Source organism: Arthrobacter sp. P1_D4 (assembly GCF_056406115.1).
Window position 1 is genome coordinate 95,611 of the sequence record NZ_JBFUAU010000009.1, and the last position, 21,861, is coordinate 117,471.

Here is a 21,861-nt window from a genome sequence, read left to right on the forward strand (position 1 = left end):
CGGCAGTGATTGCACTACTGCGACTGCAGTACGTTGCCTGTTCGGCTGCACGGCTGCGCTTGCACTACTGCGATTGCAGTACTGTGGCTGCACGGCCGCGCAAAGGGGCTGATTCGCTTCTGCCCGCAAATTCCGGCATACTAGATGAGTTGTTCAAGCGCTCTTTCGCGTCCCGATCCGGATAATGCCGGATGCCAGGGTCCAAGTGAGAGACCAAACATAACCCACTCCCCATGGAATTGCGGACGCGTACGTGTGAAAACATGCGACACGCCCGACCGCGGGGGTCGGTTGCGTCGGCAGGTTGAGGAACCCGGATCCTTCCGGATTCAGCTTGTGCGGCGGGTGGTAGTCACGACTTCAAATGCTTCGGCAGCCATACAACTAGTAAGTGAACAGGGCAGCCCTAATCAGGGGAAGCACAGACTGAAAGAGAGTCAGGCGACATGGCGGGACAAAAAATCCGCATCCGGCTGAAGTCATATGACCACGAGGTCATTGACGTTTCAGCACGGAAGATCGTTGAGACGGTCACGCGCGCAGGCGCAACTGTAGTTGGCCCCGTGCCGCTGCCGACGGAGAAGAACGTTTACTGCGTTATTCGCTCTCCGCACAAGTACAAGGACAGCCGCGAGCACTTCGAAATGCGCACGCACAAGCGTCTTATCGACATCATCGACCCCACGCCCAAGGCTGTTGATTCGCTCATGCGTCTCGACCTGCCGGCCGACGTGAACATCGAAATCAAGCTGTAGGGAGGTGCTGAGAGACTATGACCGCAACCCGTAACGTAAAGGGCCTGCTGGGCACGAAGCTCGGCATGACCCAGGTCTGGGACGAGAACAACAAGCTCATCCCCGTCACTGTGGTCCAGGCTGACTCGAACGTCATCACGCAGCTGCGCAACGCAGAAACTGATGGCTATGTCGCCGTTCAGATCGGCTACGGCCAGATCGATCCCCGCAAGGTCACCAAGCCGCTGGCTGGTCACTTTGAAAAGGCAGGCGTCACGCCTCGCCGCCACGTCGTAGAACTGCGCACTGCAGATGCTGACTCTTACGAGCTGGGCCAGGAGCTCTCCGTAGAGCTCTTCGAAGCCGGCCAGAAGATCGACGTCGTTGGCACCACCAAGGGTAAGGGCTTCGCCGGTGTTATGAAGCGTCACGGCTTCCACGGCGTTGGAGCTTCCCACGGTGCCCACAAGAACCACCGTAAGCCCGGTTCTATCGGTGGCGCATCCACCCCGAGCCGCGTCTTCAAGGGCATGAAAATGGCCGGCCGCATGGGCGCCGTTCGTCACACCACGCTGAACCTCACGGTCCACGCGGTTGACGTCGAGAAGTCGCTGCTCCTGATCAAGGGCGCCGTTCCCGGCGCCCGCGGCCAGGTCGTACTCGTACGCACCGCCGTGAAGGGAGCCTAGTTCAATGACTAGCACTGTCAAGGTTGACCTGCCTGCAGAGATCTTCGACGTACAGACCAACGTGCCGCTGCTGCACCAGGTCGTCGTTGCCCAGCTCGCTGCTGCTCGCCAGGGTACCCACAAGACCAAGACCCGCGCCGAGGTTTCCGGTGCAGGTCGCAAGCCGTTCAAGCAGAAGGGCACCGGCCGCGCCCGTCAGGGTTCCATCCGTGCTCCTCACATGACCGGTGGTGGCGTTGTCCACGGCCCCACGCCGCGTGACTACAGCCAGCGCACCCCCAAGAAGATGATTGCTGCTGCACTGCGCGGCGCACTCTCGGACCGCGCCCGCAACGGCCGCGTCCACGTCGTTGCTGACCTGGTTGCCGGCTCCGCGCCGTCCTCCAAGGAAGCACTGGCAACCCTGCGCGGAGTTTCCGAGCGCAAGAACCTGCTCGTTGTCATTGAGCGCGCCAACGATGTTGCTGCACTGTCCGTGCGCAACCTCGAGGAAGTTCACGTTCTGTACGCAGACCAGCTGAACACCTACGACGTTCTCGTTTCCGACGACGTAGTCTTCACCAAGGCTGCCTACGAAGCATTCGTTGCTGACAAGGTTGCAAAGAACGAGGAGGATGCCAAGTGAGTGCAGCCACCATCAAAGACCCGCGCGACGTCGTGCTTGCACCCGTTGTCTCGGAAAAGAGCTACGGCCTGATCGACGAGGGCAAGTACACCTTCCTGGTGGACCCCCGCTCGAACAAGACCGAGATCAAGCTGGCCGTGGAGAAGATTTTCTCCGTCAAGGTCGAATCGATCAACACCATCAACCGTGCCGGTAAGCGCAAGCGCACCAAATTCGGCTGGGGTACCCGCAAGAACACCAAGCGTGCAATTGTGAGCCTCAAAGAAGGCACTATCGACATCTTCGGCGGTCCGCTTTCATAGCGGAGACCACTTTAACGAGGAAATAAATTATGGGAATCCGTAAATACAAGCCGACTACCCCGGGCCGTCGCGGCTCGAGCGTAGCGGACTTCACTGAAATCACGCGGTCGACGCCGGAAAAGTCGTTGGTACGTCCCCTCCCGAAAAAGGGTGGCCGTAACAACTCCGGTAAGATCACGACCCGTCACAAGGGTGGTGGACACAAGCGCCAGTACCGTCTGATCGACTTCCGTCGCCACGACAAGGACGGCGTCAACGCCCGCGTTGCCGAAATCGAGTACGACCCGAACCGCACGGCTCGGATCGCCCTCCTGCACTACGTTGATGGCACCAAGCGTTACATCATCGCCCCGAACAAGCTGTCCCAGGGCGACTTCGTAGAGGCCGGCGCCGACGCTGACATCAAGCCCGGCAACAACCTTCCGCTGCGCAACATCCCGGTCGGTACCGTAATCCACGCAGTCGAACTGCGTCCGGGTGGCGGCGCCAAGATGGGCCGCTCCGCCGGCGCATCGATCCAGCTCGTTGCAAAGGAAGGCCGTTTCGCCCAGCTGCGTCTGCCTTCCGGCGAAATCCGCAACGTTGACGTGCGCTGCCGCGCAACCGTCGGCGAGGTCGGCAACGCCGAGCAGTCGAACATCAACTGGGGCAAGGCCGGCCGTATGCGGTGGAAGGGCGTTCGCCCGACCGTCCGTGGTGTCGCCATGAACCCGGTTGACCACCCCCACGGTGGTGGCGAGGGTAAGACGTCCGGTGGACGTCACCCCGTCAACCCGAACGGTAAGCGCGAAGGCCGCACCCGCCGTCCCAACAAAGAGAGCGACAAGCTTATTGTTCGTCGCCGTCGTACTGGCAAGAACAAGCGATAGGAGCCTGGACACATGCCACGCAGCCTGAAAAAAGGTCCTTTCGTTGACCAGCACCTCTTTGTAAAGGTAGCCAGGGAAAACGAAAAGGGCACCAAGAACGTCATCAAGACCTGGTCCCGCCGTTCGATGATCGTCCCCGACATGCTCGGCCACACGATCGCCGTACACGACGGACGCAAGCACATCCCCGTGTTTGTCACTGAGTCGATGGTCGGGCACAAGCTCGGCGAATTCGCTCCCACGCGGACATTCCGCGGCCATGTCAAGGACGACCGTAAGGGCAAGCGCCGCTAGGCGCCTGCACTTACGTCAAAGACGAGAGAAGGAAAGCAATGGAAGCCAAGGCAATTGCGCGTCACATCCGCGTAACGCCTATGAAGGCCCGGCGCGTCGTCAACCTTGTTCGTGGTAAGCAAGCGAATGAGGCTCTGGCAATTCTGAAGTTTGCCCCCCAGGCAGCTTCGGAGCCGGTATTCAAGGTAGTTCAGTCGGCAATCTCCAACGCCCGGGTCCTCGCGGACCGCGACGGCGTGGCGTTTGACGAAGGTGACCTCATCATCAGCGAAGCGTTTGTTGATGAAGGCCCGACCATGAAGCGGTTCCAGCCGCGAGCCCAGGGTCGTGCATTTCAGATCAAGAAGCGCACGAGCCACATCACCGTGGTAGTCGCTACCCCGGAGAAAGAGGAGGCTCGCTAAGTGGGACAGAAAGTTAACCCGCACGGGTTCCGACTCGGCATCACCACCGATCACGTATCGCACTGGTTCGCCGACAGCACCAAGGCCGGCCAGCGGTACAAGGACTTCGTTCGCGAAGACATCCGTATCCGCCAGCTCATGTCCACGGGCATGGAGCGCGCCGGTATCGCCAAGGTCGAAATCGAGCGCACCCGCGACCGTGTCCGCGTGGATATCCACACGGCACGTCCGGGCATCGTCATCGGCCGCCGCGGCGCTGAAGCAGACCGCATCCGCGGCGAGCTTGAGAAGCTCACGGGCAAGCAGGTTCAGCTGAACATCCTCGAGGTCAAGAACCCCGAGATGGAAGCCCAGCTTGTTGCCCAGGGCGTTGCTGAGCAGCTGACTTCCCGCGTGGCTTTCCGCCGTGCGATGAAGAAGGCCATGCAGTCCGCGCAGCGCGCCGGTGCCAAGGGCATCCGGATCGCTTGCTCGGGTCGACTGGGCGGCGCAGAAATGTCCCGCTCGGAGTTCTACCGCGAAGGCCGTGTGCCCCTGCACACCCTGCGTGCGAACATCGACTACGGCTTCTACGAGGCCAAGACCACCTTCGGCCGCATCGGCGTGAAGGTCTGGATCTACAAGGGCGACGTCACTGCCAAGGAACTGGCTCAGCAGGCAGCTGCTGCTCCGTCCCGTGGCCGTGCCGGCGACCGCCCGGGCCGCCCGGGTGGCGCCGACCGTGGTGACCGCCGCCGTCGTCCCGACCGCCCCGCAGCCGAGGCAGCACCTGCCGCCGAAGCTCCGGCTGTCGAAGCCGGTGCCGCAGGCACGGCACAGTCAGTAGAAGGAGGACAGGCTTAAATGCTTATCCCACGTCGAGTCAAGCACCGTAAGCAGCACCACCCGGGTCGTTCCGGCGCTGCTACGGGCGGCACCCAGGTCTCCTTCGGTGAGTGGGGCATCCAGGCGCTGAGCCCGGCCTACGTCACGAACCGTCAGATCGAATCTGCCCGTATCGCGATGACCCGCCACATCAAGCGTGGCGGAAAGGTCTGGATCAACATTTACCCGGACCGTCCGCTGACGAAGAAGCCGGCCGAAACCCGCATGGGTTCCGGTAAGGGTTCTCCGGAATGGTGGGTCTCAAACGTCAAGCCGGGCCGGGTTCTCTTCGAACTCTCCGGTGTCAGTGAAGAGGTAGCTCGCGAGGCCCTGCGCCTGGCAATCCACAAGCTGCCGTTGAAGGCACGCATTGTGCGTCGCGAAGGTGGTGAGTAGAAATGGCAGTAGGATCCAAGGAACTTGCATCCGCACAGCTGGACGGTTTCGACAACGAGCGTCTCGTTGAAGAACTCCGCAAGGCCAAGGAAGAGCTGTTCAACCTGCGTTTCCAGTCCGCCACCGGTCAGCTGGAGAACCACGGTCGTCTGCGCGCGGTAAAGAAGGACATCGCCCGCATCTACACCGTTCTCCGTGAGCGCGAGCTCGGCATTCGTGCCGAGGTTGCCGCACCGGTTGTGGAAGCCAAGGAAGAGAAGAAGTCCAAGAAGGCTGCAACCAAGAAGGCTGAGAAGGCTGAAACGGTTGAATCCGAGGAGGATGCCAAGTGAGTGAAAAGGACGAGAACGTGACGGAAACTGTTTCCGACGCAGCCAAGGCTGACGAGCGCGGTTACCGTAAGACGAAGCGCGGCTACGTCGTCTCGGACAAGATGGAAAAGACCATCACTGTCCAGGTCGAAGACCGCGTGAAGCACGCCCTCTACGGCAAGGTCATCCGCCGCAACGCCAAGATCAAGGCTCACGACGAAGAGAACAGCGCCGGCATCGGCGACCTCGTGCTCCTCGCCGAGACCCGCCCGCTGTCCGCTACCAAGCGGTGGCGTCTGGTCGAGATCCTCGAGAAGGCCAAGTAACACCTGCACCTGTTTGCCTGGTGATACAGCAGAAGCCCTCGTTCCCCTTTGGGGAGCGGGGGCTTCCGCGTTGCCGGCAGCCGCCGCAGCCGGCAGCCTGAGACCGGCGGCAGCCGTTTACCGTGCTCGTCAGGCAGAGCAGCCTTTGGGGGCTTACGACGCCGGCGGGCCGGGGTTCCCGGGATGCGCGGCGGCGGGCGGGCCCACAGCCTGTCCGGCGTAACGGCGTCGCGGCTGCGGGGGAGGGGTGTGCAGGTTCCATGGCTGTGATATGGGGATACGCCCAAAACGTGCTAAGATTTTGAGTTTGTATGGCGCCTTTTGCGCGCCGTCATCAACCTCGTAAACAATCGTGCCACGGCATAGTGCCCCCTTGCGCCCCGACTCGTCGGGAACCGCCTGGGAAGCAAATGTTTTTGGCACGGGCGTTTAGGCCTGGTCTGGCAAAATCCAGGCAGGTCAAGAGACACCCCGATCAACCGTTCCGCAAGGCTCATTCCGTAGGAAGATTTTCGGTCTGAGAACCAGCGCGACGCAAGGAGTAAATAGTGATTCAGCAGGAGTCGCGACTCAAGGTCGCCGACAACACGGGTGCTAAGGAAATCCTTACCATTCGCGTTCTCGGTGGATCTGGCCGTCGCTACGCAGGCATTGGCGACGTAATCGTCGCTACCGTCAAGGACGCAATTCCGGGCGGCAACGTAAAGAAGGGCGACGTCGTCAAGGCTGTCATCGTCCGTACCAAGAAGGAACGCCGCCGTGCGGATGGTTCCTACATCAAGTTTGACGAGAACGCAGCCGTCATCCTGAAGAACGACGGTGACCCCCGCGGTACCCGTATCTTCGGACCGGTTGGTCGTGAACTTCGCGACAAGAAGTTCATGAAGATCGTTTCTCTGGCTCCGGAGGTGCTCTAGTCCATGGCTAAGATCAAAAAGGGTGACCTCGTTCAGGTCATCACTGGCGCCAAGGCTGAGCGCGGCGGCGACAAGGGTAAGCAGGGCAAGGTTCTGCGCGTATACCCGGAGACCAACCGCGTGTTGGTTGAAGGCATTAACCGCGTAACCAAGCACACCAAGGTCGGTCAGTCGCAGCGCGGCACCAAGACCGGTGGCATCGAGGTCGTCGAGGCTTCGATCCACATCTCCAACGTGGCTCTGGTTGACCCGTCCACCAAGAAGCCCACCCGCGTCGGTTTCCGCACCGAGACCGTTGAGCGCGATGGCGTGAAGCGTGAAGTGCGCGTCCGCGTGGCCAAGAGCTCAGGGAAGGACATCTAATGACTGAGACTCTCGAGACTCCGGCAAGCAAGATCGTTCCTCGTCTGAAGACCAAGTACGCCGATTCCATCAAGAACACGCTGACTGAGGAATTCAAGTACCAGAACGTCAACCAGGTTCCCCGCCTGGTGAAGGTCGTTGTGAACATGGGTGTTGGAGATGCCGCCAAGGACTCCAAGCTGATCGACGGCGCTGTCCGCGATCTGACCCTGATCACCGGCCAGAAGCCGCAGGTAACCAAGGCCCGCAAGTCGATCGCACAGTTCAAGCTGCGCGAAGGCATGCCGATCGGTGCACACGCAACTCTGCGTGGGGACCGCATGTGGGAATTCCTGGACCGTCTGGTCACGCTGGCCCTGCCGCGTATCCGCGACTTCCGTGGCCTCAGCGGCAAGCAGTTCGATGGCAACGGCAACTACACCTTCGGTCTGACCGAGCAGGTTATGTTCCACGAGATCGACCAGGATTCCATTGACCGCGTTCGCGGTATGGACATCACCGTCGTGACCACTGCCAAGACCGACGACGAAGGCCGCGCGCTGCTGAAGGCGCTTGGCTTCCCGTTCAAGACCGAAGACTAATCTAGCTACGTAAAAGGTCCGCCCGCGCTCCTTTCCGAATTCTGTTCGGGACAAAGAGCACGGCGGAAACCGTTATGAGGAAGGGCAAGAGCCCACATGACAATGACAGATCCCGTCGCAGACATGCTTACGCGTCTGCGCAACGCTAACTCGGCATACCACGATTCCGTGACCATGCCGTACAGCAAGCTCAAGGCACGCGTTGCCGACATCCTGAAGGCTGAAGGTTACATCGCCTCCTGGAAAGAAGAAGACGCTGAGGTTGGCAAGAAGCTGACCCTCGAGCTCAAGTTCGGTCCGAACCGCGAGCGTTCAATCGCTGGCGTTCGTCGTATTTCCAAGCCGGGACTGCGCGTTTACGCAAAGTCCACCAACCTGCCGCACGTGCTCGGTGGCCTGGGTGTCGCAATCCTGTCCACCTCTTCCGGCCTCTTGACTGACAAGCAGGCCGGCAAGAAGGGCGTGGGCGGCGAAGTCCTCGCTTACGTCTGGTAACGGGAAAGGAAGAGAATAATGTCACGTATTGGACGTCTCCCCATCACCGTTCCTGCCGGCGTTGAGGTCAAGGTTGACGGCTCTGTCGTCAGCGTCAAGGGTTCCAAAGGCGAGCTGAGCCACACTGTGGCCAGCCCGATCGAGGTTTCCCTGGAAGATGGCACCCTGACTGTCGCCCGCCCGAACGACGAGCGCGCCTCACGTTCGCTGCACGGCCTGACCCGCACCCTGATCGCCAACATGATCCAGGGTGTCACCGCAGGCTACGAGAAGAAGCTTGAGATTGTCGGTACCGGTTACCGCGTCCAGGCCAAGGGTTCTGACCTGGAGTTCGCTCTGGGCTACAGCCACCCGGTCAACGTCTCGGCACCGAACGGCATCACCTTTGCAGTTGAGACCCCGACCAAGCTCTCTGTTTCAGGTATCTCCAAGCAGCAGGTCGGCGAGGTTGCTGCCAACATTCGCAAGCTGCGGAAGCCGGACCCCTACAAGGGCAAGGGCATCCGTTACGCAGGCGAAGTCATCCGCCGCAAGGTCGGAAAGGCTGGTAAGTAACCATGGCGATCGCAATTAACAAGAAGCGTACGAACAAGAGCAAGTCTGCCCAGCGCAGCCGCCGCCAGCTTCGTATCCGCAAGCGCATCTCCGGTACGGCTGTACGCCCGCGTCTGGTCGTCAACCGCTCCGCACGTCACGTATTCGTCCAGGTTGTTGATGACACCAAGGGCCTGACCGTGGCAAGCGCCTCCACACTGGAAGCCGACCTTCGTGCATTCGACGGTGACAAGACCGCCAAGGCCAAGCGCGTTGGCGAACTGGTCGCCGAGCGTGCCAAGGCTGCCGGTATCGAAGCAGTTGTCTTCGACCGCGGTGGTAACAAGTACCACGGCCGGATCGCCGCCGTCGCTGACGGCGCACGTGAAGGTGGGCTGGCACTGTGACCGAAAATAACGAAAAGGACATTCAGGTGACTGAAGCTGTAGCTGCTCCGGCAACTGAGACCGCTGCGCCTGCTACCACTGACGACCGCCGTGGTGGCGCTCGTCGTGGCGAGCGTGGCGACCGCGGCCAGGGCCGTGGCGACCGTGGCGGCCGTGGTGGCCGTGACGGCGGCCGCGAGGCCGAGAAGAGCCAGTTCGTAGAGCGCGTCGTAACCATCAACCGCGTTTCCAAGGTCGTCAAGGGTGGTCGTCGCTTCAGCTTCACCGCCCTCGTCGTCGTCGGTGACGGCAACGGCATGGTCGGCGTCGGCTACGGCAAGGCAAAGGAAGTTCCTGCCGCTATCGCGAAGGGCGTTGAAGAGGCCAAGAAGTCCTTCTTCCGCGTTCCCCGCATCGGCAGCACCATCCCGCACCGCGTTCAGGGTGAGGCCGCCGCAGGCGTCGTCATGCTGCGCCCGGCTTCCGCCGGTACCGGTGTTATCGCCGGTGGCCCGGTCCGTGCAGTACTGGAGTGCGTGGGCATCCACGACATCCTCTCCAAGTCGCTCGGTTCTTCCAACGCCATCAACATCGTTCACGCAACCGTTGACGCGCTGAAGCGCCTCGAAGAGCCGGCAGCAGTGGCAGCACGCCGCGGCCTCCCGCTCGACGAGATCGCCCCGCCGGCAATGGTCAAGGCTCTCCTGAACCAGAAGGCAGGTGTCTGAGTCATGGCTAAGAACGTGCTTGTCTCCGACGCAAAGTTGGAGATCACTCAGATCAAGTCCGCCATTGGCGGCAAGCAGAACCAGCGCGACACCCTGCGGTCCCTCGGCCTGAAGCGGATCGGACACACCGTTGTCCGCACCGCCGACGCCGTGACCGTCGGGATGCTCAACACGGTTCCGCACCTGGTAAAGGTAGAGGAGGCGAAGTAAATGGCAGAGAAGAACACCGCCGAAAAGGCACAGGGCGCCGCTGAGAAGCAGAACGCACTGAAGGTTCACCACCTGCGTCCCGCCCCGGGTGCCAAGACCGCCAAGACCCGTGTTGGTCGTGGTGAAGGTTCCAAGGGGAAGACCGCTGGTCGCGGTACCAAGGGTACGAAGGCCCGCTACCAGATCAAGGCTGGCTTTGCCGGCGGCCAGCTGCCGCTGCACATGCGCCTGCCGAAGCTGCGCGGCTTCAAGAACCCGTTCCGGGTTGAGTACCAGGTTGTAAACCTGGACAAGCTCAACGAGCTGTACCCGGAAGGTGGCGCTGTCACCGTGGAGAACCTGGTCGAAAAGGGTGCCGTTCGCAAGAACCAGCCCGTCAAGGTGCTGGGCACCGGCGACATCACCGTCAAGGTTGACGTCACCGTCCACGCATTCTCGGCCAGCGCTGCTGACAAGATTGCTGCAGCAGGCGGAAGCACCACCGCCCTCTAACGAGGCGGCGGGGCAGTTGCCCGTTGTTGAAACTCCCGGTACCAGGGGCTCAGACCCCCGGTGCCGGGAGTTTTTTTCATTTTCCGGGCCCCGCCGATTGTTCGCGGGGCGCATCCACCCGTTAGACTCGGTTGTTGGGTTTATTTGACCTGTCTCACACGACTTTACTTATTACTCAGGAGGACGCTTGCTTAGCGCATTTGGCCGGGCCTTTCGCACGCCTGATCTGCGACGCAAGTTGTTGTTCACGCTGGGAATCATCACAATCTTCCGCTTGGGTGCCTTCATCCCCTCGCCTGGTGTGAGCTACCAGAATGTCCAGCAATGCTTGCAGAACGGTCAGACCTCGGGCGGGATCTACCAGCTCGTCAACCTGTTCAGCGGCGGTGCATTGCTGCAGGTGTCCATCTTTGCCCTCGGCATCATGCCGTACATCACCGCCAGCATCATCGTCCAGCTGCTCCGGGTGGTCATTCCCCGCTTCCAGCAGCTGTACGAGGAGGGCGCGTCAGGGCAGTCGAAACTGACCCAGTACACCCGTTACCTCACGATCGCACTCGGCCTGCTCAATGCCACGACACTGGTGTCGCTGGCACGCTCCGGCCAGCTGCTGCCTAACTGCCAGCTGCCCATCATCCCGGACAGCTCGATCGTCACCACGGTCCTGATCATCATCACGCTCACGGCCGGCACCGGCCTGATCATGTGGATGGGCGAGCTCGTGACGGAAAAAGGCGTCGGCAACGGCATGTCCCTGCTGATCTTCACGTCCATCGCCGCAGGCTTCCCCGGCTCGCTCGGTGCGATCTGGAAGGCCCAGGGTCCCGGAACCTTCTTCCTGGTCCTGATCATCGGCCTGCTCACCGTGGCGCTTGTGGTCTTCGTGGAGCAGTCCCAGCGCCGGATCCCGGTGCAGTACGCCAAGCGGATGATCGGCCGCCGCACGGTCGGCGGAACCAGCACCTACATCCCCATCAAGGTGAACATGGCCGGCGTCGTGCCCGTCATCTTCGCCTCGTCCATGCTCTACCTGCCGGGGCTGATCTCACAGTTCAACCAGCCCAAGGCCGGCGAGCCGGTACAGCCCTGGGTTGAGTGGATCAACAACAACCTCACCAAGGGCGATCACCCGATCTATATGGCACTGTATTTCGCCATGATTGTGTTTTTCACCTACTTCTATGTTGCGATTACTTTCAACCCCGAAGAGGTCTCGGACAACATGAAGAAGTACGGCGGCTTCATTCCGGGCATCCGCGCCGGCAAGCCGACCGCGGACTATCTTCAGTACGTCCTATCCCGGATCACCCTGCCCGGCGCCTTCTACCTCGGCTTCGTGGCATTGATCCCGCTGGTTGCACTGGTCCTGATCAACGCGAACCAGAACTTCCCGTTCGGCGGCACCTCGATCCTGATCATGGTGGGCGTCGGTCTGGAGACCGTGAAGCAGATTGATGCGCAACTACAGCAACGTCACTACGAAGGGCTTTTGCGATGACGAGAATGTTGATTATCGGACCTCCCGGGTCCGGCAAGGGAACGCAGGCGGAACGCATTTCAGAACGCCTCGGCGTCGTTGCGATCTCCACCGGAGACATCTTCCGCGCCAACGTCAAGGGCGAGACTCCGCTCGGCGTCGAAGCCAAGAAGTACATGGACGCCGGCGACTTCGTCCCGGACAGCGTCACCAACAAGATGGTGCGCGACCGCCTCAATGAGGACGACGTCGAGGCAGGCTTCCTGCTCGACGGGTACCCGCGCACCACCGCGCAGGTGGACTACCTCGAGGACATCCTCGCCGGCGCTGACCAGAAGCTCGACGTCGTGCTCCAGCTCACCGCTGACGACGAGGAGCTGGTTACCCGCCTCCTGGGCCGTGCCAAGGAAACCGGCCGCAGCGACGACAACGAAGGCGTTATCCGTCACCGGCTGGACCTCTACCACGAGCAGACCGAACCTGTGGTGGCCAAGTATGCCGAACGCGGCATCCTGACCCAGGTGGACGGCATCGGTGCCATCGACGAAGTCACCGAGCGCGTCATGGAAGCGATCAAGTCGGCCCAGGCCGCCTGATCCTCACCCCCTGATCCACGCATGCTCAATGCGGCTGACGCAGAACAGAGACGCAGTGCAGAAGGGCGCGTTCCGTACCATCGGGTACGGAAGGCCCGGGATCCAGCCCGCCCGGACCGCGAGAGAAAATTTTGAGGTAGCGATGGCATTCGGCCAGGCACGCATTGAATACAAGACCAACGCCCAGATGCGCACGATGCACGAGGCCGGACTGGTCCTGAGCCGGGCACTGGATGCAGCGGTGGCCGCCGCGGCCCCCGGCGTCACCACGGCCCGGCTGGACGAGGTTTTCGCCGCCGTGCTCCAGGACGCCGGCGCCAAGTCCAACTTCCTCGGCTACCACGGGTTCCCGGCCACGATCTGCACCTCGGTGAACGAAGAGGTGGTGCACGGCATCCCCGGCGGCCGGGTTCTGGCGGACGGCGACATCATCTCGATCGACGGCGGCGCGATCGTGGACGGCTGGCACTCCGATTCGGCGCGGACTGTGGTTGTCGGCACCGCCGATCCCGAAGACGTACGCCTCTCCGAGGTTACCGAGGAGGCCATGTGGCGTGGCATCGCAGCCCTGGCCACCGGGAAATTCGTGGGCGATATCGGCAACGCCGTGGACGACTACGTCTCCTCCGTGCCGGGCAAACCGCTGGGCATCCTGGAGGACTATGTAGGGCACGGAATCGGCTCCGAGATGCACATGGCTCCGGACGTGCTGAACTACCGCACCGGCCACCGCGGGCCGAAGATCCGCCCGGGGCTGTGCCTCGCAATCGAGCCCATGCTGGTCCGGGGCAGCATCGAGACCGCAATCCTGGACGACGACTGGACCGTCGTCACCACGGATGGCAAGCGCTCCTGCCAGTGGGAGCACTCGGTCGCTGTGCACGAGAAGGGGATCTGGGTCCTCTCGGCACCTGACGGGGGAGCGGCGAAACTGGCGCCGCTCGGCGTCGTGCCCGTCCCGATTCCCTAGGCCCGAACTACACGGCGACTCGCGGGTTTTCTGGCGACGCGCAAAATCCCTGGCGACGGAAGACCCATAGCGCCAGGKWTTTTGCGTGTCGCGGGTCAGCGGGGGCGCACAATGGAGCCATGGGAGCAACGGGAGCCATCACAGACGTGGCCGGGATCCGGGTGGGGCATGTCCAAAAGTCCGGCGACGGCTGGCTGAGCGGAGTGACTGTGGTTCTCCCGCCGCCGGGCACCGTCGGCTCGGTCGACGTCCGGGGCGGCGGGCCCGCGACGCACGAGACGGACTCACTGGATCCCACTACGCTGTCCCAGACCGTGGACGCCGTGGTCCTGACCGGGGGCAGCGCCTTTGGCCTTGCAGCCGCGGGCGGCGCCATGCGCTGGTGCGAGGAGAACGGCCGAGGCTTCACGGTCCCCGGCGGGCTTGTTCCGATCGTGCCGGCGGCCGCGATTTTCGACCTGGGCCGCGGCGGCGATTTCTCCGCCCGCCCCGGAGAGGCGATGGGCTACGCGGCGACGGCCGCCGCCGCCGGGCAGCCGGAAGGGCACGACGTCGAACGCGGCAACGTCGGCGCCGGCACAGGAGCGGCAATCGGCAGGGGCACCTACAAAGGGGGAGTGGGCACAGCCTCCCTCACCCTAAACAACATCTCCAAAGACGGGCCGGTGGTGGTAGGAGCCATAGCGGTAGTCAACGCGCTGGGGTTACCTTTTGGGGCGAAAGCCGCGCAGGTCCCCGAGCCGGCGCCGCCGCTCAACACCACACTTGTCGTCGTCGCCACGGATGCCGTCCTGGACAAGGCGGACTGCAAACGCACCGCCTCCGCGGCCCATGCCGGACTGGCCAGGGCTTTGAATCCAAGCCACACCCTCGCCGACGGCGATACCGTGTTCGCGCTGGCGACGGGCGCCGTCGCGCTTGACCGCAGCACCCCGGCAGCCCGGCAGATCAGCCTCATTACCCTGCAGAGCGCGGCCGCCGACGTCGTCCGGCTGGCCATCCTCGACGGGATCTCGCGGGCGGAGGCAGTGACGACGGCGGCCGGGACGCTAGGTGCGTACGGACGCTGAGTGCGCTACGATGGGCGGATTTAACTTCGGATTTAACAATCGGGCCGCGATGGCGTAGTGTTGTCTGTTGGTTGTCTGCCCCGTTGTGCCCTTTTGGGGTCGGGTGGCACCAACCAATCAATCAAAAACGTCCGCGGTCATGACCGGTGCAAACCGGGAGGCTGCGGCAACAACAGTTAGCGGAGGGTATGGCCAAGAAGGACGGGGTCATTGAGATCGAGGGCGTTGTGACCGAGGCGCTGCCCAACGCGATGTTTCGCGTTGAGCTCACCAACAAGCACATCGTTCTGGCACACATCTCTGGAAAGATGCGCCAGCACTACATCAGGATCCTCCCCGAGGACCGCGTAGTGGTGGAGCTGAGCCCTTACGACCTGACACGTGGTCGTATCGTCTACCGCTACAAGTAAACACTGGGCGGCCAGGGCGACAGCCGAGGGCCGGTCCAGCTGACCAACTGCAACACGCAAAGGAACGCCATGAAGGTCAAGCCGAGCGTCAAGCAGATCTGCGAAAAGTGCAAAGTGATCCGCCGTAATGGCCGGGTCATGGTGATCTGCGAGAACCCGCGCCACAAGCAGCGCCAGGGCTAATTTCCTTCACAGGAAATCCTGGGTTGCTAACCCACGCAAGTAAATAAAGGCAGCACAAGCTGAACTGGGACGTATTGAGCCCGGACAGCTAACCCCCGGTCGGAGGCTGGGGCCGCACTGTAAGTGCGGGTGTACTGCCTACGACCTCCGGTTTATACAAGGAGTACTGCCAATATGGCTCGTCTCGCTGGCGTAGACATTCCCCGCGAAAAGCGGTTGGAAATTGCGCTTACTTACATCTACGGCGTGGGCAAGACCCGTGCACACGAAACCCTGGCTGCTACCGGCATCAGTGCAGACGTTCGGGTCAAGGACCTGACCGACGCACAGCTGGTTGAGCTGCGTGACTACATTGAAGGCAACTACAAGGTTGAGGGTGACCTTCGCCGCGAAGTGGCCGCTGATATCCGCCGCAAGGTTGAAATCGGCAGCTACGAAGGTATTCGCCACCGCAAGGGCCTGCCCGTACGCGGTCAGCGTACGAAGACGAACGCGCGTACCCGCAAGGGTCCGAAGCGCACCGTCGCAGGCAAGAAGAAGGCCCGCTAAACCCCAGTTGCCCCTAGGATCGCTTACGCGATTTCTGGGAACCCGGCAAGTGTGGGCCAAGCGTAGGCTTTCCCCCAATAACTTTCTGTAGGAGAAAAAATGCCCCCGAAGACTCGTGGCGCGGTTCGCAAGCCGCGTAAGAAGGACAAGAAGAATATCGCGCTGGGCCAGGCGCACATCAAGAGCACCTTTAACAACACCATCGTGTCCATCACGGACCCGAACGGTGCTGTCATCTCCTGGGCTTCGTCCGGTGAGGTTGGCTTCAAGGGCTCGCGTAAGTCCACCCCGTTCGCTGCCCAGATGGCCGCCGAAGCCGCCGCAAAGCGTGCACAGGAGCACGGCATGCGCAAGGTTGACGTGTTCGTCAAGGGACCGGGTTCCGGACGCGAAACCGCCATCCGCTCGCTGCAGGCCGCTGGCCTCGAGGTTGGCTCCATCCAGGACGTCACCCCCAGCGCCCACAACGGCTGCCGTCCGCCGAAGCGCCGCCGCGTCTAAGGCTTTCCAGCGCCCAGGAGCTTGCCCGGACCCTCACCGGTCCGGGCAGGCCCGGCCGCGTTAAGTCTTCAGACCGATCTTTCCACCACCTGTGTTGCGTCATATAGCGGATGCTCGCCGAAAGGAAACCTAAGTGCTCATTGCACAGCGCCCCACCCTCTCCGAAGAGGTCGTCTCCGAAAACCGCTCACGGTTCATCATCGAACCGCTGGAGCCGGGCTTTGGTTACACCCTCGGAAACTCCCTCCGCCGTACCCTGCTCTCCTCCATCCCCGGTGCCTCTGTAACGAGCATCCGGATCGATGGCGTGCTGCACGAGTTCACCACGGTTCCGGGTGTCAAGGAAGATGTCACTGAGATCATCCTGAACATCAAGAACCTGTCGGTTTCCTCCGAGCACGACGAGCCGGTTGTTGCTTACCTGCGCAAGCAGGGACCGGGAGTCGTCACCGCCGCGGACATCGCTCCGCCGGCCGGCGTCGAATTCCACAACCCGGATCTGCACATTGCCACGCTGAACTCGAAGGGCAAGTTCGAACTCGAACTGACCATCGAGCGCGGTCGCGGCTACGTTTCGGCAGCTCAGAACAAGTCCGGCGACTCCGAGATCGGCCGCATCCCGGTCGACTCGATCTACTCGCCGGTCCTGAAGGTTACTTTCCGCGTGGAAGCTACCCGTGTTGAGCAGCGCACTGACTTCGACAAGCTCATTGTCGACGTCGAGACCAAGCAGGCAATCGCCCCGCGCGACGCCGTTGCTTCGGCAGGTACCACCCTGGTGGAACTGTTCGGTCTGGCCCGCGAGCTGAACACCGCAGCTGAAGGTATCGAGATTGGTCCGTCGCCGACGGACGCTGCCCTGGCAGCCGACATGGCACTGCCGATCGAGGATCTGGACCTGACGGTCCGTTCCTATAACTGCCTCAAGCGTGAGGGCATCCACACCGTGGGTGAACTCGTTGCCCGCTCCGAGGCTGACCTCATGGACATCCGCAACTTCGGCGCGAAGTCCATCGATGAGGTCAAGGCCAAGCTGGTCGAACTGGGCCTGTCCCTCAAGGACTCCCCTCCCGGTTTCGATCTCGCAGCACGTGCCGCAGCCATCGAAGAGGACGACGCCGCGTTCAGCGACGACGAGCTCTAACCAACAGATCTTGGCCGGCTGGCTGGATGCACCCTGGTGTGCGCAGCCCAACGGCTTCCAATGAGGAGAAACTATAATGCCTACCCCCGCTAAGGGTCCGCGCCTCGGAGGCGGAGCGGCTCACGAGCGTCTTATGCTCGCGAACCTGTCCGCCGCACTTTTCGAGCACAAGCGGATCACCACCACGGTGACCAAGGCCAAGCGCCTGAAGCCGTACGCCGAGCGCCTGGTGACTTTCGCCAAGCGTGGCGACCTCGCGTCCCGCCGTCGTGTACTCGGCCTGATCAGCAACAAGGGCGTCGTCCACGAGCTGTTCACCGACATTGCACAGGCAGTGGAAAACCGCGATGGCGGCTACACCCGCATCACCAAGATCGGCAACCGCAAGGGCGACAACGCTCCCATGGCTGTCATCGAACTGGTTCTCGAGCCGGTTTCGGCAAAGCAGGCCGTGGTAGCAGAGGCTACCTCTGCTGCCAAGCGCGACGCCGACAAGAAGGACGCCGAAAAGGCCGAAGCAGCTCCGGTTGCCGAGACCGAAGAGGCTGCTGAGACCGAAGAGGCTCCGGTCGCTGAGACCGAAGCCCCTACCGAAGAGGCTCCGGCCGCTGAGGAAGCAGCCGCTGAGTCCGAGAAGGACGCGAAGTAATTCGCTAAGTCTTTCTTATAGACTTAAGTCTATGAACGAGCTCAAACCCGCTGCCCCCGTCTTGGGGGGCGGCGGGTTTTTGCGTATCCGGCTGGATGTGGCGTACGACGGCGGCCCGTTCAGCGGGTGGGCCGTGCAGCCGGGACTGCGCACCGTCCAGGGCGTCCTGGAGGAGGCCCTCGCGCTGCTGATCCGCCGCCCCGTCCGGGTCACGGTTGCCGGGCGCACCGACGCCGGGGTGCACGCCCGCGGCCAGGTAGTCCACCTGGACCTCAGCGAGGCGGAGTGGCTGGGCCTGAACCGGGGCGCCGAACTGGATCCCGCCGTCGCCCTTCTCCGCCGCATCCGCGGTGCCTTGAGCCGTGGCCTGGGCGACCTCAGCGGCGCCATCGAGGTGCACCGGGTGAGCGTGGCACCCGTTGGCTTCGATGCCCGGTTCTCCGCCCTCTGGCGCCGCTATTCCTACCGGATCGCGGACGGCCCCGCGCTGTGGGACCCGCTGGGACGCGCCTCGACCCTGTGGCACAAGGTGCCGCTGGACGTCGGTCTCCTCAACGAGGGCGCCGCGCCGCTGCTGGGCCTACAGGACTTCCGCTCGTACTGCAAGCCCCGCGAGGGGGCCACGACCATCCGTGAACTGCAGCGCTTTGAATTCGCGCGCGGCACGGACGGGGTCATTGTCGTCACCGTTCAGGCTGACGCGTTCTGCCACAACATGGTCCGCTCCCTGGTGGGCTCGGCGTTGTACGTGGGGGAGGGCGAAGAGGCCCCGGAATGGCTCTACGAGCGGCTCCTCGCCCGGCAGCGCGACGCCCGCTCCGTGCTCGCAGCCCCGCACCCGCTGGTGCTCGAGGAAGTGGCCTACCCGACAGAGAGCGGCATGCTGGCCCGGGCCGAACTGACGCGGGCACTGCGGGCCTAAATCCAGACCTGGAACGCGGCTATGGGAACGCCGGCTGGGAGTAAGCCGGCGCGGTGCCTTTCGCAGGGAGCTCCAGCGTGAAGGTGCTTCCGGATCCGAGGAGGGTGTTGCAAGAGATGGAGCCGCCATGGCGCTCCACGATCGCCTTCGTGATCGACAACCCGAGCCCGGCCCCGGGGATGGAACCGTCCCGCACCGCAGGGCTTCGGAAGAACCGTGTGAAGACTCGTTCGGCGTCGGTGGCTGTCATCCCCAATCCGTCATCTTCCACGTGCAGCAGCACCCGGTCTCCCTCGGTGCTGGCGGAGACGCGCACATTGCCGCCATTGGGGGAATATTTGATGGCGTTGGAAATGAGGTTATCCAGCGCCTGGCTGATCCGGAGCGGGTCTACGTGCGCCCATAGCGGCGCCGGCACCTCCATCGAGAGCGTGACCTGGGAAGCCTGGGCGTGTGCGTGAGCCGAACCCAGGCTCGCCTCCACGAGGCTCGCCAGGTCGGTCCGCAGGGGATGGACATGGACAGCCGAGTTGGCGGACATCAGCAGATCCGAGACAAGGGCGAGGAGTCGTTCGGCGTTTCGTTGCGCAACTTCGAGGCGGCGGAGGGCCTGAGCGGACAAATGTTCCGAGTCGCTGAGGGCTAGATCCAAATTGCCGATAATCGATGTCAAGGGGGTCCGGAACTCGTGGGAGACGGTGGAAAGCACGTCGTCCTTGGCCGCCAGGGCATCGATCAGGCCGGACACTTCGTCATTGAGCAGTCGTTCGCGTTCGCAGCCGGCGTGGAGTTGGGTTGTCAGGCGCCCAGTCAACTGTTGCCGAGTAACCCGCAGAGCAATGGCCACTGCCAATGTGATGAATGGCAGGAGAACGGCGGCCGCGATTCGGTCCGGGGTTGAGCCGCCGTTGAGCAACCACGGCAGGCCGGTCAGCAGGGGCCCGAAGAAGCTGATCGAGAGGATCGCCGGACCGGACAAACGGGAGGCCGTGACCCAGAGGACCGGAAGGACGGCCAAGATGCCGAGATCGGGCAGGCCTTCGACGCTGCCACTGCGGACGAGGCAGATCGCGGCTAAGTCGAGCACAGGGATTGCGAGCGGAGCATAGGGCCCGAACCGCTGCCAAGGCACCAGAAGGCAGGCCATGAGGAGGGCCAGAAGGAGCGCAAAGGCAGCCCGGCACACGCCACTCTCGAAGAGGCCGGGCCAGCCACCGGGCGCTGCAAGCGCCACAGCCGTCATCGCCAGTGTGAGCGGAAGCTGGCATAGGGCCACCTGCACACGCCGCGGGAATCCCGCAAAGTAACCTGCCGGGTTCCGGACCAGTTGCTGTTCACTCAATGAAGCCGCGCCCCTTCCTCGCTACTCCAATTTAACAGCATTCGTCACGTTAACTTGACAAGTTACGAAAATATATTGCCGCGACTGTGCCTAAACGTTCATTGGCGCTATAGCGTGGGTATTCTAGCAATGCTGGCGAATCATCATTGCACAGCAGTACCGACGCGGCCGCTATGGGGGTAGGTGTCGCATCAGATGTGAGGGGGACCATGACTGACTTGGGAGTCGCCGTAGTTGTGGAGGACGACGACGATGTGCGTCATCTCGTGGAAGCGGTATTGAGCCAGGCGGGATTTGACGTCCACGGCGCAGCGAGCGGTCGCGAGGGGGTCGAGGTCGTGCGGAATCAGAAGGCCAACGTTGTCACCTTGGACGTTGGCCTCAACGATATTGACGGCTTTGAAGTCCTACGCCGAATTCGACAGTTCAGCGATGCCTACGTCGTCATGCTGACGGCGAGGACGGACGAGTTGGACACGCTGACCGCGCTGCATACCGGTGCCGATGATTTCATGACCAAACCGTTCCGGCCGCGCGAGCTCCGAGCCCGGGTGTCTGCGATGATGCGCCGGCCTCGGCAGGACGGCCCTGAGGCCAAGTCCTTGGATCCGGGAACGGCACCGTCAAAGGCCCTTGTCCTGTCCCACGCTTCGGAATTCCGGCACAACGGCCTGGTACTGAACCCGCACACGCGTTCGGTCACTGTTGACGGCATTCCTGTCAGCCTCACGCGTAGTGAGTTCGATCTCCTGCATGCCCTGTTGAAAGGGGCAGGTGCCGTCCGGTCGAAGACTGATCTGGTGCGGGTAGTGCGGGGTCAGCATTACAGCGCGGATGCCTACATCAGTGAATCCGACGAGCGTGCCGTCGAAGTACATATTGGCAACATGCGTCGCAAGCTGGGGGAGGATCCACTGCAACCGCGTTGGCTCCAGACCATCCGCGGCGTTGGGTACCGGCTCACGCCAGCCGTGGACTAGTGATCCCCGAGGTTGTGCCTGAGCTGCAGTTCGTCCACGGTGTCGTTTCCACTCTCCGCGACTTCACGCAGGAGCAACCGCGCCAGGCGGGCGTCGTGGACGCGGATTGCGTCCTCAAGTTCTCTGGCGAGCTCGGCCAGACGGACGCCACCGACCATCGCAGAGGACGTCTTCAGGCTCAGGACGGCGTCCAGTGCTGCGGTCTCGTCACCGCTATCAAGGGACGTCGCGAGGGACTGATAGCGCTGATCCCACATCCTTGTGTAGTCCCTGGCGAATCCTTTTGCCACGGCCGGGCTGTTCAGCTGTGATCCGAGGTCCTGGAGGGCGGAGGGGTCCACGATCGGGCTTGCAACTTCTTCGGCAGCCGTTTGGGCCGTGCCCGCACCAGGCGGGGAGCTGTCGGCGGAGGAGCCAGTGTTTGCATCGCCGTCGTCTGGCGCACCTAGGAAAGACATGTGCCCACGCTACTTGCTGCGTCGGCACCGTGTTTCCAACTCCGGTGTTTCCTGTGGCAAAATTGTGGCTTTTCGGGTGCATTGCCAGGT

General features: G+C 62.5%; 34 protein-coding genes. 32 read left to right on the forward strand and 2 right to left on the reverse strand.

What is annotated here, in order from left to right; all coding sequences use genetic code 11:
• Positions 1–446 precede the first annotated feature (446 nt).
• The 31 genes from rpsJ (at position 447) to truA (ending at position 18,991) form a co-directional block, all read left to right on the forward strand.
• Positions 447–755, forward strand: a complete 309-nt coding sequence (gene rpsJ / locus AC1D0A_RS10525) for a 30S ribosomal protein S10 (protein WP_003803825.1) — start codon at positions 447–449, stop codon at positions 753–755.
• 17 nt (positions 756–772) lie between these two features.
• Positions 773–1,423 carry a 50S ribosomal protein L3 gene (gene rplC, locus AC1D0A_RS10530; RefSeq protein ID WP_003803812.1) on the forward strand — a complete coding sequence of 217 codons (651 nt, stop codon included), beginning with the start codon at positions 773–775 and terminating at the stop codon, positions 1,421–1,423.
• Between the two features lie 4 nt (positions 1,424–1,427).
• The gene (gene rplD, locus AC1D0A_RS10535) at positions 1,428–2,048 is read left to right on the forward strand and encodes a 50S ribosomal protein L4 (protein ID WP_476945751.1); all 621 of its coding nucleotides are present in this window, start codon (positions 1,428–1,430) and stop codon (positions 2,046–2,048) included.
• Positions 2,045–2,350 carry a 50S ribosomal protein L23 gene (rplW, locus tag AC1D0A_RS10540; RefSeq protein ID WP_018773664.1) on the forward strand — a complete coding sequence of 102 codons (306 nt, stop codon included), beginning with the start codon at positions 2,045–2,047 and terminating at the stop codon, positions 2,348–2,350. Before rplD ends, rplW begins: the two co-directional genes overlap by 4 nt.
• 29 nt (positions 2,351–2,379) lie before the next feature.
• Positions 2,380–3,219 (forward strand): 50S ribosomal protein L2, encoded by an 840-nt coding sequence (rplB, locus tag AC1D0A_RS10545; protein ID WP_026266473.1) that lies wholly within the window; start codon positions 2,380–2,382, stop codon positions 3,217–3,219.
• Positions 3,220–3,231: 12 nt separating this feature from the next.
• Positions 3,232–3,513 (forward strand): 30S ribosomal protein S19, encoded by a 282-nt coding sequence (gene rpsS, locus AC1D0A_RS10550; protein WP_018773666.1) that lies wholly within the window; start codon positions 3,232–3,234, stop codon positions 3,511–3,513.
• Positions 3,514–3,551: 38 nt separating this feature from the next.
• The gene (rplV, locus tag AC1D0A_RS10555) at positions 3,552–3,917 is read left to right on the forward strand and encodes a 50S ribosomal protein L22 (protein ID WP_003803798.1); all 366 of its coding nucleotides are present in this window, start codon (positions 3,552–3,554) and stop codon (positions 3,915–3,917) included.
• Positions 3,918–4,760, forward strand: coding sequence for a 30S ribosomal protein S3 (rpsC, locus tag AC1D0A_RS10560; protein ID WP_028275116.1), 843 nt, complete (start codon positions 3,918–3,920; stop codon positions 4,758–4,760).
• Positions 4,761–5,177 (forward strand): 50S ribosomal protein L16, encoded by a 417-nt coding sequence (gene rplP, locus AC1D0A_RS10565; protein ID WP_018773668.1) that lies wholly within the window; start codon positions 4,761–4,763, stop codon positions 5,175–5,177.
• Positions 5,178–5,179: 2 nt separating this feature from the next.
• Positions 5,180–5,509 (forward strand): 50S ribosomal protein L29, encoded by a 330-nt coding sequence (gene rpmC, locus AC1D0A_RS10570; protein WP_018773669.1) that lies wholly within the window; start codon positions 5,180–5,182, stop codon positions 5,507–5,509.
• Complete coding sequence (gene rpsQ / locus AC1D0A_RS10575; protein WP_018773670.1) at positions 5,506–5,814, forward strand: 30S ribosomal protein S17; 309 nt, start codon at positions 5,506–5,508, stop codon at positions 5,812–5,814. The genes rpmC and rpsQ overlap by 4 nt, the downstream gene beginning before the upstream one ends.
• A 548-nt stretch (positions 5,815–6,362) precedes the next feature.
• On the forward strand, positions 6,363–6,731 hold the full coding sequence (gene rplN / locus AC1D0A_RS10580) for a 50S ribosomal protein L14 (protein WP_003803789.1): 369 nt from the start codon (positions 6,363–6,365) through the stop codon (positions 6,729–6,731).
• Positions 6,732–6,734: 3 nt separating this feature from the next.
• On the forward strand, positions 6,735–7,094 hold the full coding sequence (gene rplX, locus AC1D0A_RS10585; protein WP_018773671.1) for a 50S ribosomal protein L24: 360 nt from the start codon (positions 6,735–6,737) through the stop codon (positions 7,092–7,094).
• Positions 7,094–7,675 (forward strand): 50S ribosomal protein L5, encoded by a 582-nt coding sequence (gene rplE / locus AC1D0A_RS10590; protein WP_018773672.1) that lies wholly within the window; start codon positions 7,094–7,096, stop codon positions 7,673–7,675. The genes rplX and rplE overlap by 1 nt, the downstream gene beginning before the upstream one ends.
• A 96-nt stretch (positions 7,676–7,771) precedes the next feature.
• The gene (rpsH, locus tag AC1D0A_RS10595) at positions 7,772–8,170 is read left to right on the forward strand and encodes a 30S ribosomal protein S8 (protein ID WP_018773673.1); all 399 of its coding nucleotides are present in this window, start codon (positions 7,772–7,774) and stop codon (positions 8,168–8,170) included.
• A gap of 18 nt (positions 8,171–8,188) precedes the next feature.
• Entirely contained in the window at positions 8,189–8,725 is a 537-nt protein-coding gene (gene rplF, locus AC1D0A_RS10600; protein WP_011692797.1) for a 50S ribosomal protein L6, read from the forward strand.
• Between the two features lie 2 nt (positions 8,726–8,727).
• Positions 8,728–9,111 carry a 50S ribosomal protein L18 gene (gene rplR / locus AC1D0A_RS10605; protein ID WP_018773674.1) on the forward strand — a complete coding sequence of 128 codons (384 nt, stop codon included), beginning with the start codon at positions 8,728–8,730 and terminating at the stop codon, positions 9,109–9,111.
• 26 nt (positions 9,112–9,137) lie between these two features.
• Complete coding sequence (gene rpsE, locus AC1D0A_RS10610) at positions 9,138–9,818, forward strand: 30S ribosomal protein S5 (RefSeq protein ID WP_173403037.1); 681 nt, start codon at positions 9,138–9,140, stop codon at positions 9,816–9,818.
• A 3-nt stretch (positions 9,819–9,821) separates the two neighbouring features.
• Entirely contained in the window at positions 9,822–10,028 is a 207-nt protein-coding gene (gene rpmD, locus AC1D0A_RS10615) for a 50S ribosomal protein L30 (RefSeq protein WP_018773676.1), read from the forward strand.
• Positions 10,029–10,520: a 50S ribosomal protein L15 gene (gene rplO / locus AC1D0A_RS10620; RefSeq protein WP_476944182.1), complete on the forward strand. Its 492-nt coding sequence runs from the start codon at positions 10,029–10,031 to the stop codon at positions 10,518–10,520.
• A gap of 187 nt (positions 10,521–10,707) precedes the next feature.
• The gene (gene secY, locus AC1D0A_RS10625; RefSeq protein WP_026266474.1) at positions 10,708–12,018 is read left to right on the forward strand and encodes a preprotein translocase subunit SecY; all 1,311 of its coding nucleotides are present in this window, start codon (positions 10,708–10,710) and stop codon (positions 12,016–12,018) included.
• 5 nt (positions 12,019–12,023) lie between these two features.
• A complete protein-coding gene (locus AC1D0A_RS10630; RefSeq protein WP_173403039.1) occupies positions 12,024–12,593 on the forward strand; it encodes an adenylate kinase in 570 nt (189 codons plus the stop codon).
• Positions 12,594–12,735: 142 nt separating this feature from the next.
• Entirely contained in the window at positions 12,736–13,563 is an 828-nt protein-coding gene (gene map / locus AC1D0A_RS10635; protein ID WP_243181086.1) for a type I methionyl aminopeptidase, read from the forward strand.
• 119 nt (positions 13,564–13,682) lie between these two features.
• Positions 13,683–14,633 carry a P1 family peptidase gene (locus AC1D0A_RS10640; protein ID WP_243181085.1) on the forward strand — a complete coding sequence of 317 codons (951 nt, stop codon included), beginning with the start codon at positions 13,683–13,685 and terminating at the stop codon, positions 14,631–14,633.
• Between the two features lie 188 nt (positions 14,634–14,821).
• Positions 14,822–15,043: a translation initiation factor IF-1 gene (infA, locus tag AC1D0A_RS10645; protein ID WP_009358723.1), complete on the forward strand. Its 222-nt coding sequence runs from the start codon at positions 14,822–14,824 to the stop codon at positions 15,041–15,043.
• Positions 15,044–15,112: 69 nt separating this feature from the next.
• Positions 15,113–15,226 carry a 50S ribosomal protein L36 gene (gene rpmJ, locus AC1D0A_RS10650; RefSeq protein ID WP_009358722.1) on the forward strand — a complete coding sequence of 38 codons (114 nt, stop codon included), beginning with the start codon at positions 15,113–15,115 and terminating at the stop codon, positions 15,224–15,226.
• Positions 15,227–15,400: 174 nt separating this feature from the next.
• Positions 15,401–15,775 carry a 30S ribosomal protein S13 gene (gene rpsM / locus AC1D0A_RS10655; protein WP_028275004.1) on the forward strand — a complete coding sequence of 125 codons (375 nt, stop codon included), beginning with the start codon at positions 15,401–15,403 and terminating at the stop codon, positions 15,773–15,775.
• Positions 15,776–15,874: 99 nt separating this feature from the next.
• Positions 15,875–16,276 (forward strand): 30S ribosomal protein S11, encoded by a 402-nt coding sequence (gene rpsK, locus AC1D0A_RS10660; protein ID WP_018773682.1) that lies wholly within the window; start codon positions 15,875–15,877, stop codon positions 16,274–16,276.
• A 133-nt stretch (positions 16,277–16,409) separates the two neighbouring features.
• Complete coding sequence (locus tag AC1D0A_RS10665; RefSeq protein ID WP_018773683.1) at positions 16,410–17,420, forward strand: DNA-directed RNA polymerase subunit alpha; 1,011 nt, start codon at positions 16,410–16,412, stop codon at positions 17,418–17,420.
• Between the two features lie 76 nt (positions 17,421–17,496).
• On the forward strand, positions 17,497–18,069 hold the full coding sequence (rplQ, locus tag AC1D0A_RS10670) for a 50S ribosomal protein L17 (RefSeq protein WP_476945752.1): 573 nt from the start codon (positions 17,497–17,499) through the stop codon (positions 18,067–18,069).
• A 31-nt stretch (positions 18,070–18,100) separates the two neighbouring features.
• Positions 18,101–18,991 (forward strand): tRNA pseudouridine(38-40) synthase TruA, encoded by an 891-nt coding sequence (truA, locus tag AC1D0A_RS10675; RefSeq protein WP_243181084.1) that lies wholly within the window; start codon positions 18,101–18,103, stop codon positions 18,989–18,991.
• A gap of 19 nt (positions 18,992–19,010) precedes the next feature.
• Here truA and AC1D0A_RS10680 read toward each other — a convergent pair whose 3' ends face one another.
• Positions 19,011–20,333 carry a sensor histidine kinase gene (locus tag AC1D0A_RS10680; protein ID WP_476945753.1) on the reverse strand — a complete coding sequence of 441 codons (1,323 nt, stop codon included), beginning with the start codon at positions 20,331–20,333 and terminating at the stop codon, positions 19,011–19,013.
• A 209-nt stretch (positions 20,334–20,542) separates the two neighbouring features.
• On the opposite strand from AC1D0A_RS10680, the gene AC1D0A_RS10685 reads away from it, so the two are divergent.
• The gene (locus AC1D0A_RS10685) at positions 20,543–21,313 is read left to right on the forward strand and encodes a response regulator transcription factor (protein ID WP_243181082.1); all 771 of its coding nucleotides are present in this window, start codon (positions 20,543–20,545) and stop codon (positions 21,311–21,313) included.
• Here AC1D0A_RS10685 and AC1D0A_RS10690 read toward each other — a convergent pair.
• On the reverse strand, positions 21,310–21,771 hold the full coding sequence (locus tag AC1D0A_RS10690; RefSeq protein WP_243181081.1) for an Hpt domain-containing protein: 462 nt from the start codon (positions 21,769–21,771) through the stop codon (positions 21,310–21,312). The two genes, AC1D0A_RS10685 and AC1D0A_RS10690, sit on opposite strands and share 4 nt — an antisense overlap.
• Between the last annotated feature and the right edge of the window lie 90 nt (positions 21,772–21,861).

Bases quoted from the DNA above. Each gene is read 5' to 3' on its own strand.
- rpsM (WP_028275004.1), top strand. From the start codon at position 15,401: ATGGCTCGTCTCGCTGGCGTAGACATTCCCCGCGAAAAGCGGTTGGAA.
- rplX (WP_018773671.1), top strand. From the start codon at position 6,735: ATGGCTAAGATCAAAAAGGGTGACCTCGTTCAGGTCATCACTGGCGCC.
- AC1D0A_RS10685 (WP_243181082.1), top strand. From the start codon at position 20,543: ATGACTGACTTGGGAGTCGCCGTAGTTGTGGAGGACGACGACGATGTG.
- rplQ (WP_476945752.1), top strand. From the start codon at position 17,497: ATGCCTACCCCCGCTAAGGGTCCGCGCCTCGGAGGCGGAGCGGCTCAC.
- truA (WP_243181084.1), top strand. From the start codon at position 18,101: ATGAACGAGCTCAAACCCGCTGCCCCCGTCTTGGGGGGCGGCGGGTTT.
- infA (WP_009358723.1), top strand. From the start codon at position 14,822: ATGGCCAAGAAGGACGGGGTCATTGAGATCGAGGGCGTTGTGACCGAG.
- rpsS (WP_018773666.1), top strand. From the start codon at position 3,232: ATGCCACGCAGCCTGAAAAAAGGTCCTTTCGTTGACCAGCACCTCTTT.
- AC1D0A_RS10630 (WP_173403039.1), top strand. From the start codon at position 12,024: ATGTTGATTATCGGACCTCCCGGGTCCGGCAAGGGAACGCAGGCGGAA.
- AC1D0A_RS10690 (WP_243181081.1), bottom strand. From the start codon at position 21,771: ATGTCTTTCCTAGGTGCGCCAGACGACGGCGATGCAAACACTGGCTCC.
- rpmC (WP_018773669.1), top strand. From the start codon at position 5,180: ATGGCAGTAGGATCCAAGGAACTTGCATCCGCACAGCTGGACGGTTTC.
- rpmD (WP_018773676.1), top strand. From the start codon at position 9,822: ATGGCTAAGAACGTGCTTGTCTCCGACGCAAAGTTGGAGATCACTCAG.
- rplC (WP_003803812.1), top strand. From the start codon at position 773: ATGACCGCAACCCGTAACGTAAAGGGCCTGCTGGGCACGAAGCTCGGC.
- rplO (WP_476944182.1), top strand. From the start codon at position 10,029: ATGGCAGAGAAGAACACCGCCGAAAAGGCACAGGGCGCCGCTGAGAAG.
- map (WP_243181086.1), top strand. From the start codon at position 12,736: ATGGCATTCGGCCAGGCACGCATTGAATACAAGACCAACGCCCAGATG.
- rplE (WP_018773672.1), top strand. From the start codon at position 7,094: ATGACTGAGACTCTCGAGACTCCGGCAAGCAAGATCGTTCCTCGTCTG.
- rplB (WP_026266473.1), top strand. From the start codon at position 2,380: ATGGGAATCCGTAAATACAAGCCGACTACCCCGGGCCGTCGCGGCTCG.
- AC1D0A_RS10640 (WP_243181085.1), top strand. From the start codon at position 13,683: ATGGGAGCAACGGGAGCCATCACAGACGTGGCCGGGATCCGGGTGGGG.
- rplP (WP_018773668.1), top strand. From the start codon at position 4,761: ATGCTTATCCCACGTCGAGTCAAGCACCGTAAGCAGCACCACCCGGGT.
- rpsK (WP_018773682.1), top strand. From the start codon at position 15,875: ATGCCCCCGAAGACTCGTGGCGCGGTTCGCAAGCCGCGTAAGAAGGAC.
- rplF (WP_011692797.1), top strand. From the start codon at position 8,189: ATGTCACGTATTGGACGTCTCCCCATCACCGTTCCTGCCGGCGTTGAG.
- rplD (WP_476945751.1), top strand. From the start codon at position 1,428: ATGACTAGCACTGTCAAGGTTGACCTGCCTGCAGAGATCTTCGACGTA.
- rpsH (WP_018773673.1), top strand. From the start codon at position 7,772: ATGACAATGACAGATCCCGTCGCAGACATGCTTACGCGTCTGCGCAAC.
- rpsJ (WP_003803825.1), top strand. From the start codon at position 447: ATGGCGGGACAAAAAATCCGCATCCGGCTGAAGTCATATGACCACGAG.
- rplR (WP_018773674.1), top strand. From the start codon at position 8,728: ATGGCGATCGCAATTAACAAGAAGCGTACGAACAAGAGCAAGTCTGCC.
- rplV (WP_003803798.1), top strand. From the start codon at position 3,552: ATGGAAGCCAAGGCAATTGCGCGTCACATCCGCGTAACGCCTATGAAG.
- rpmJ (WP_009358722.1), top strand. From the start codon at position 15,113: ATGAAGGTCAAGCCGAGCGTCAAGCAGATCTGCGAAAAGTGCAAAGTG.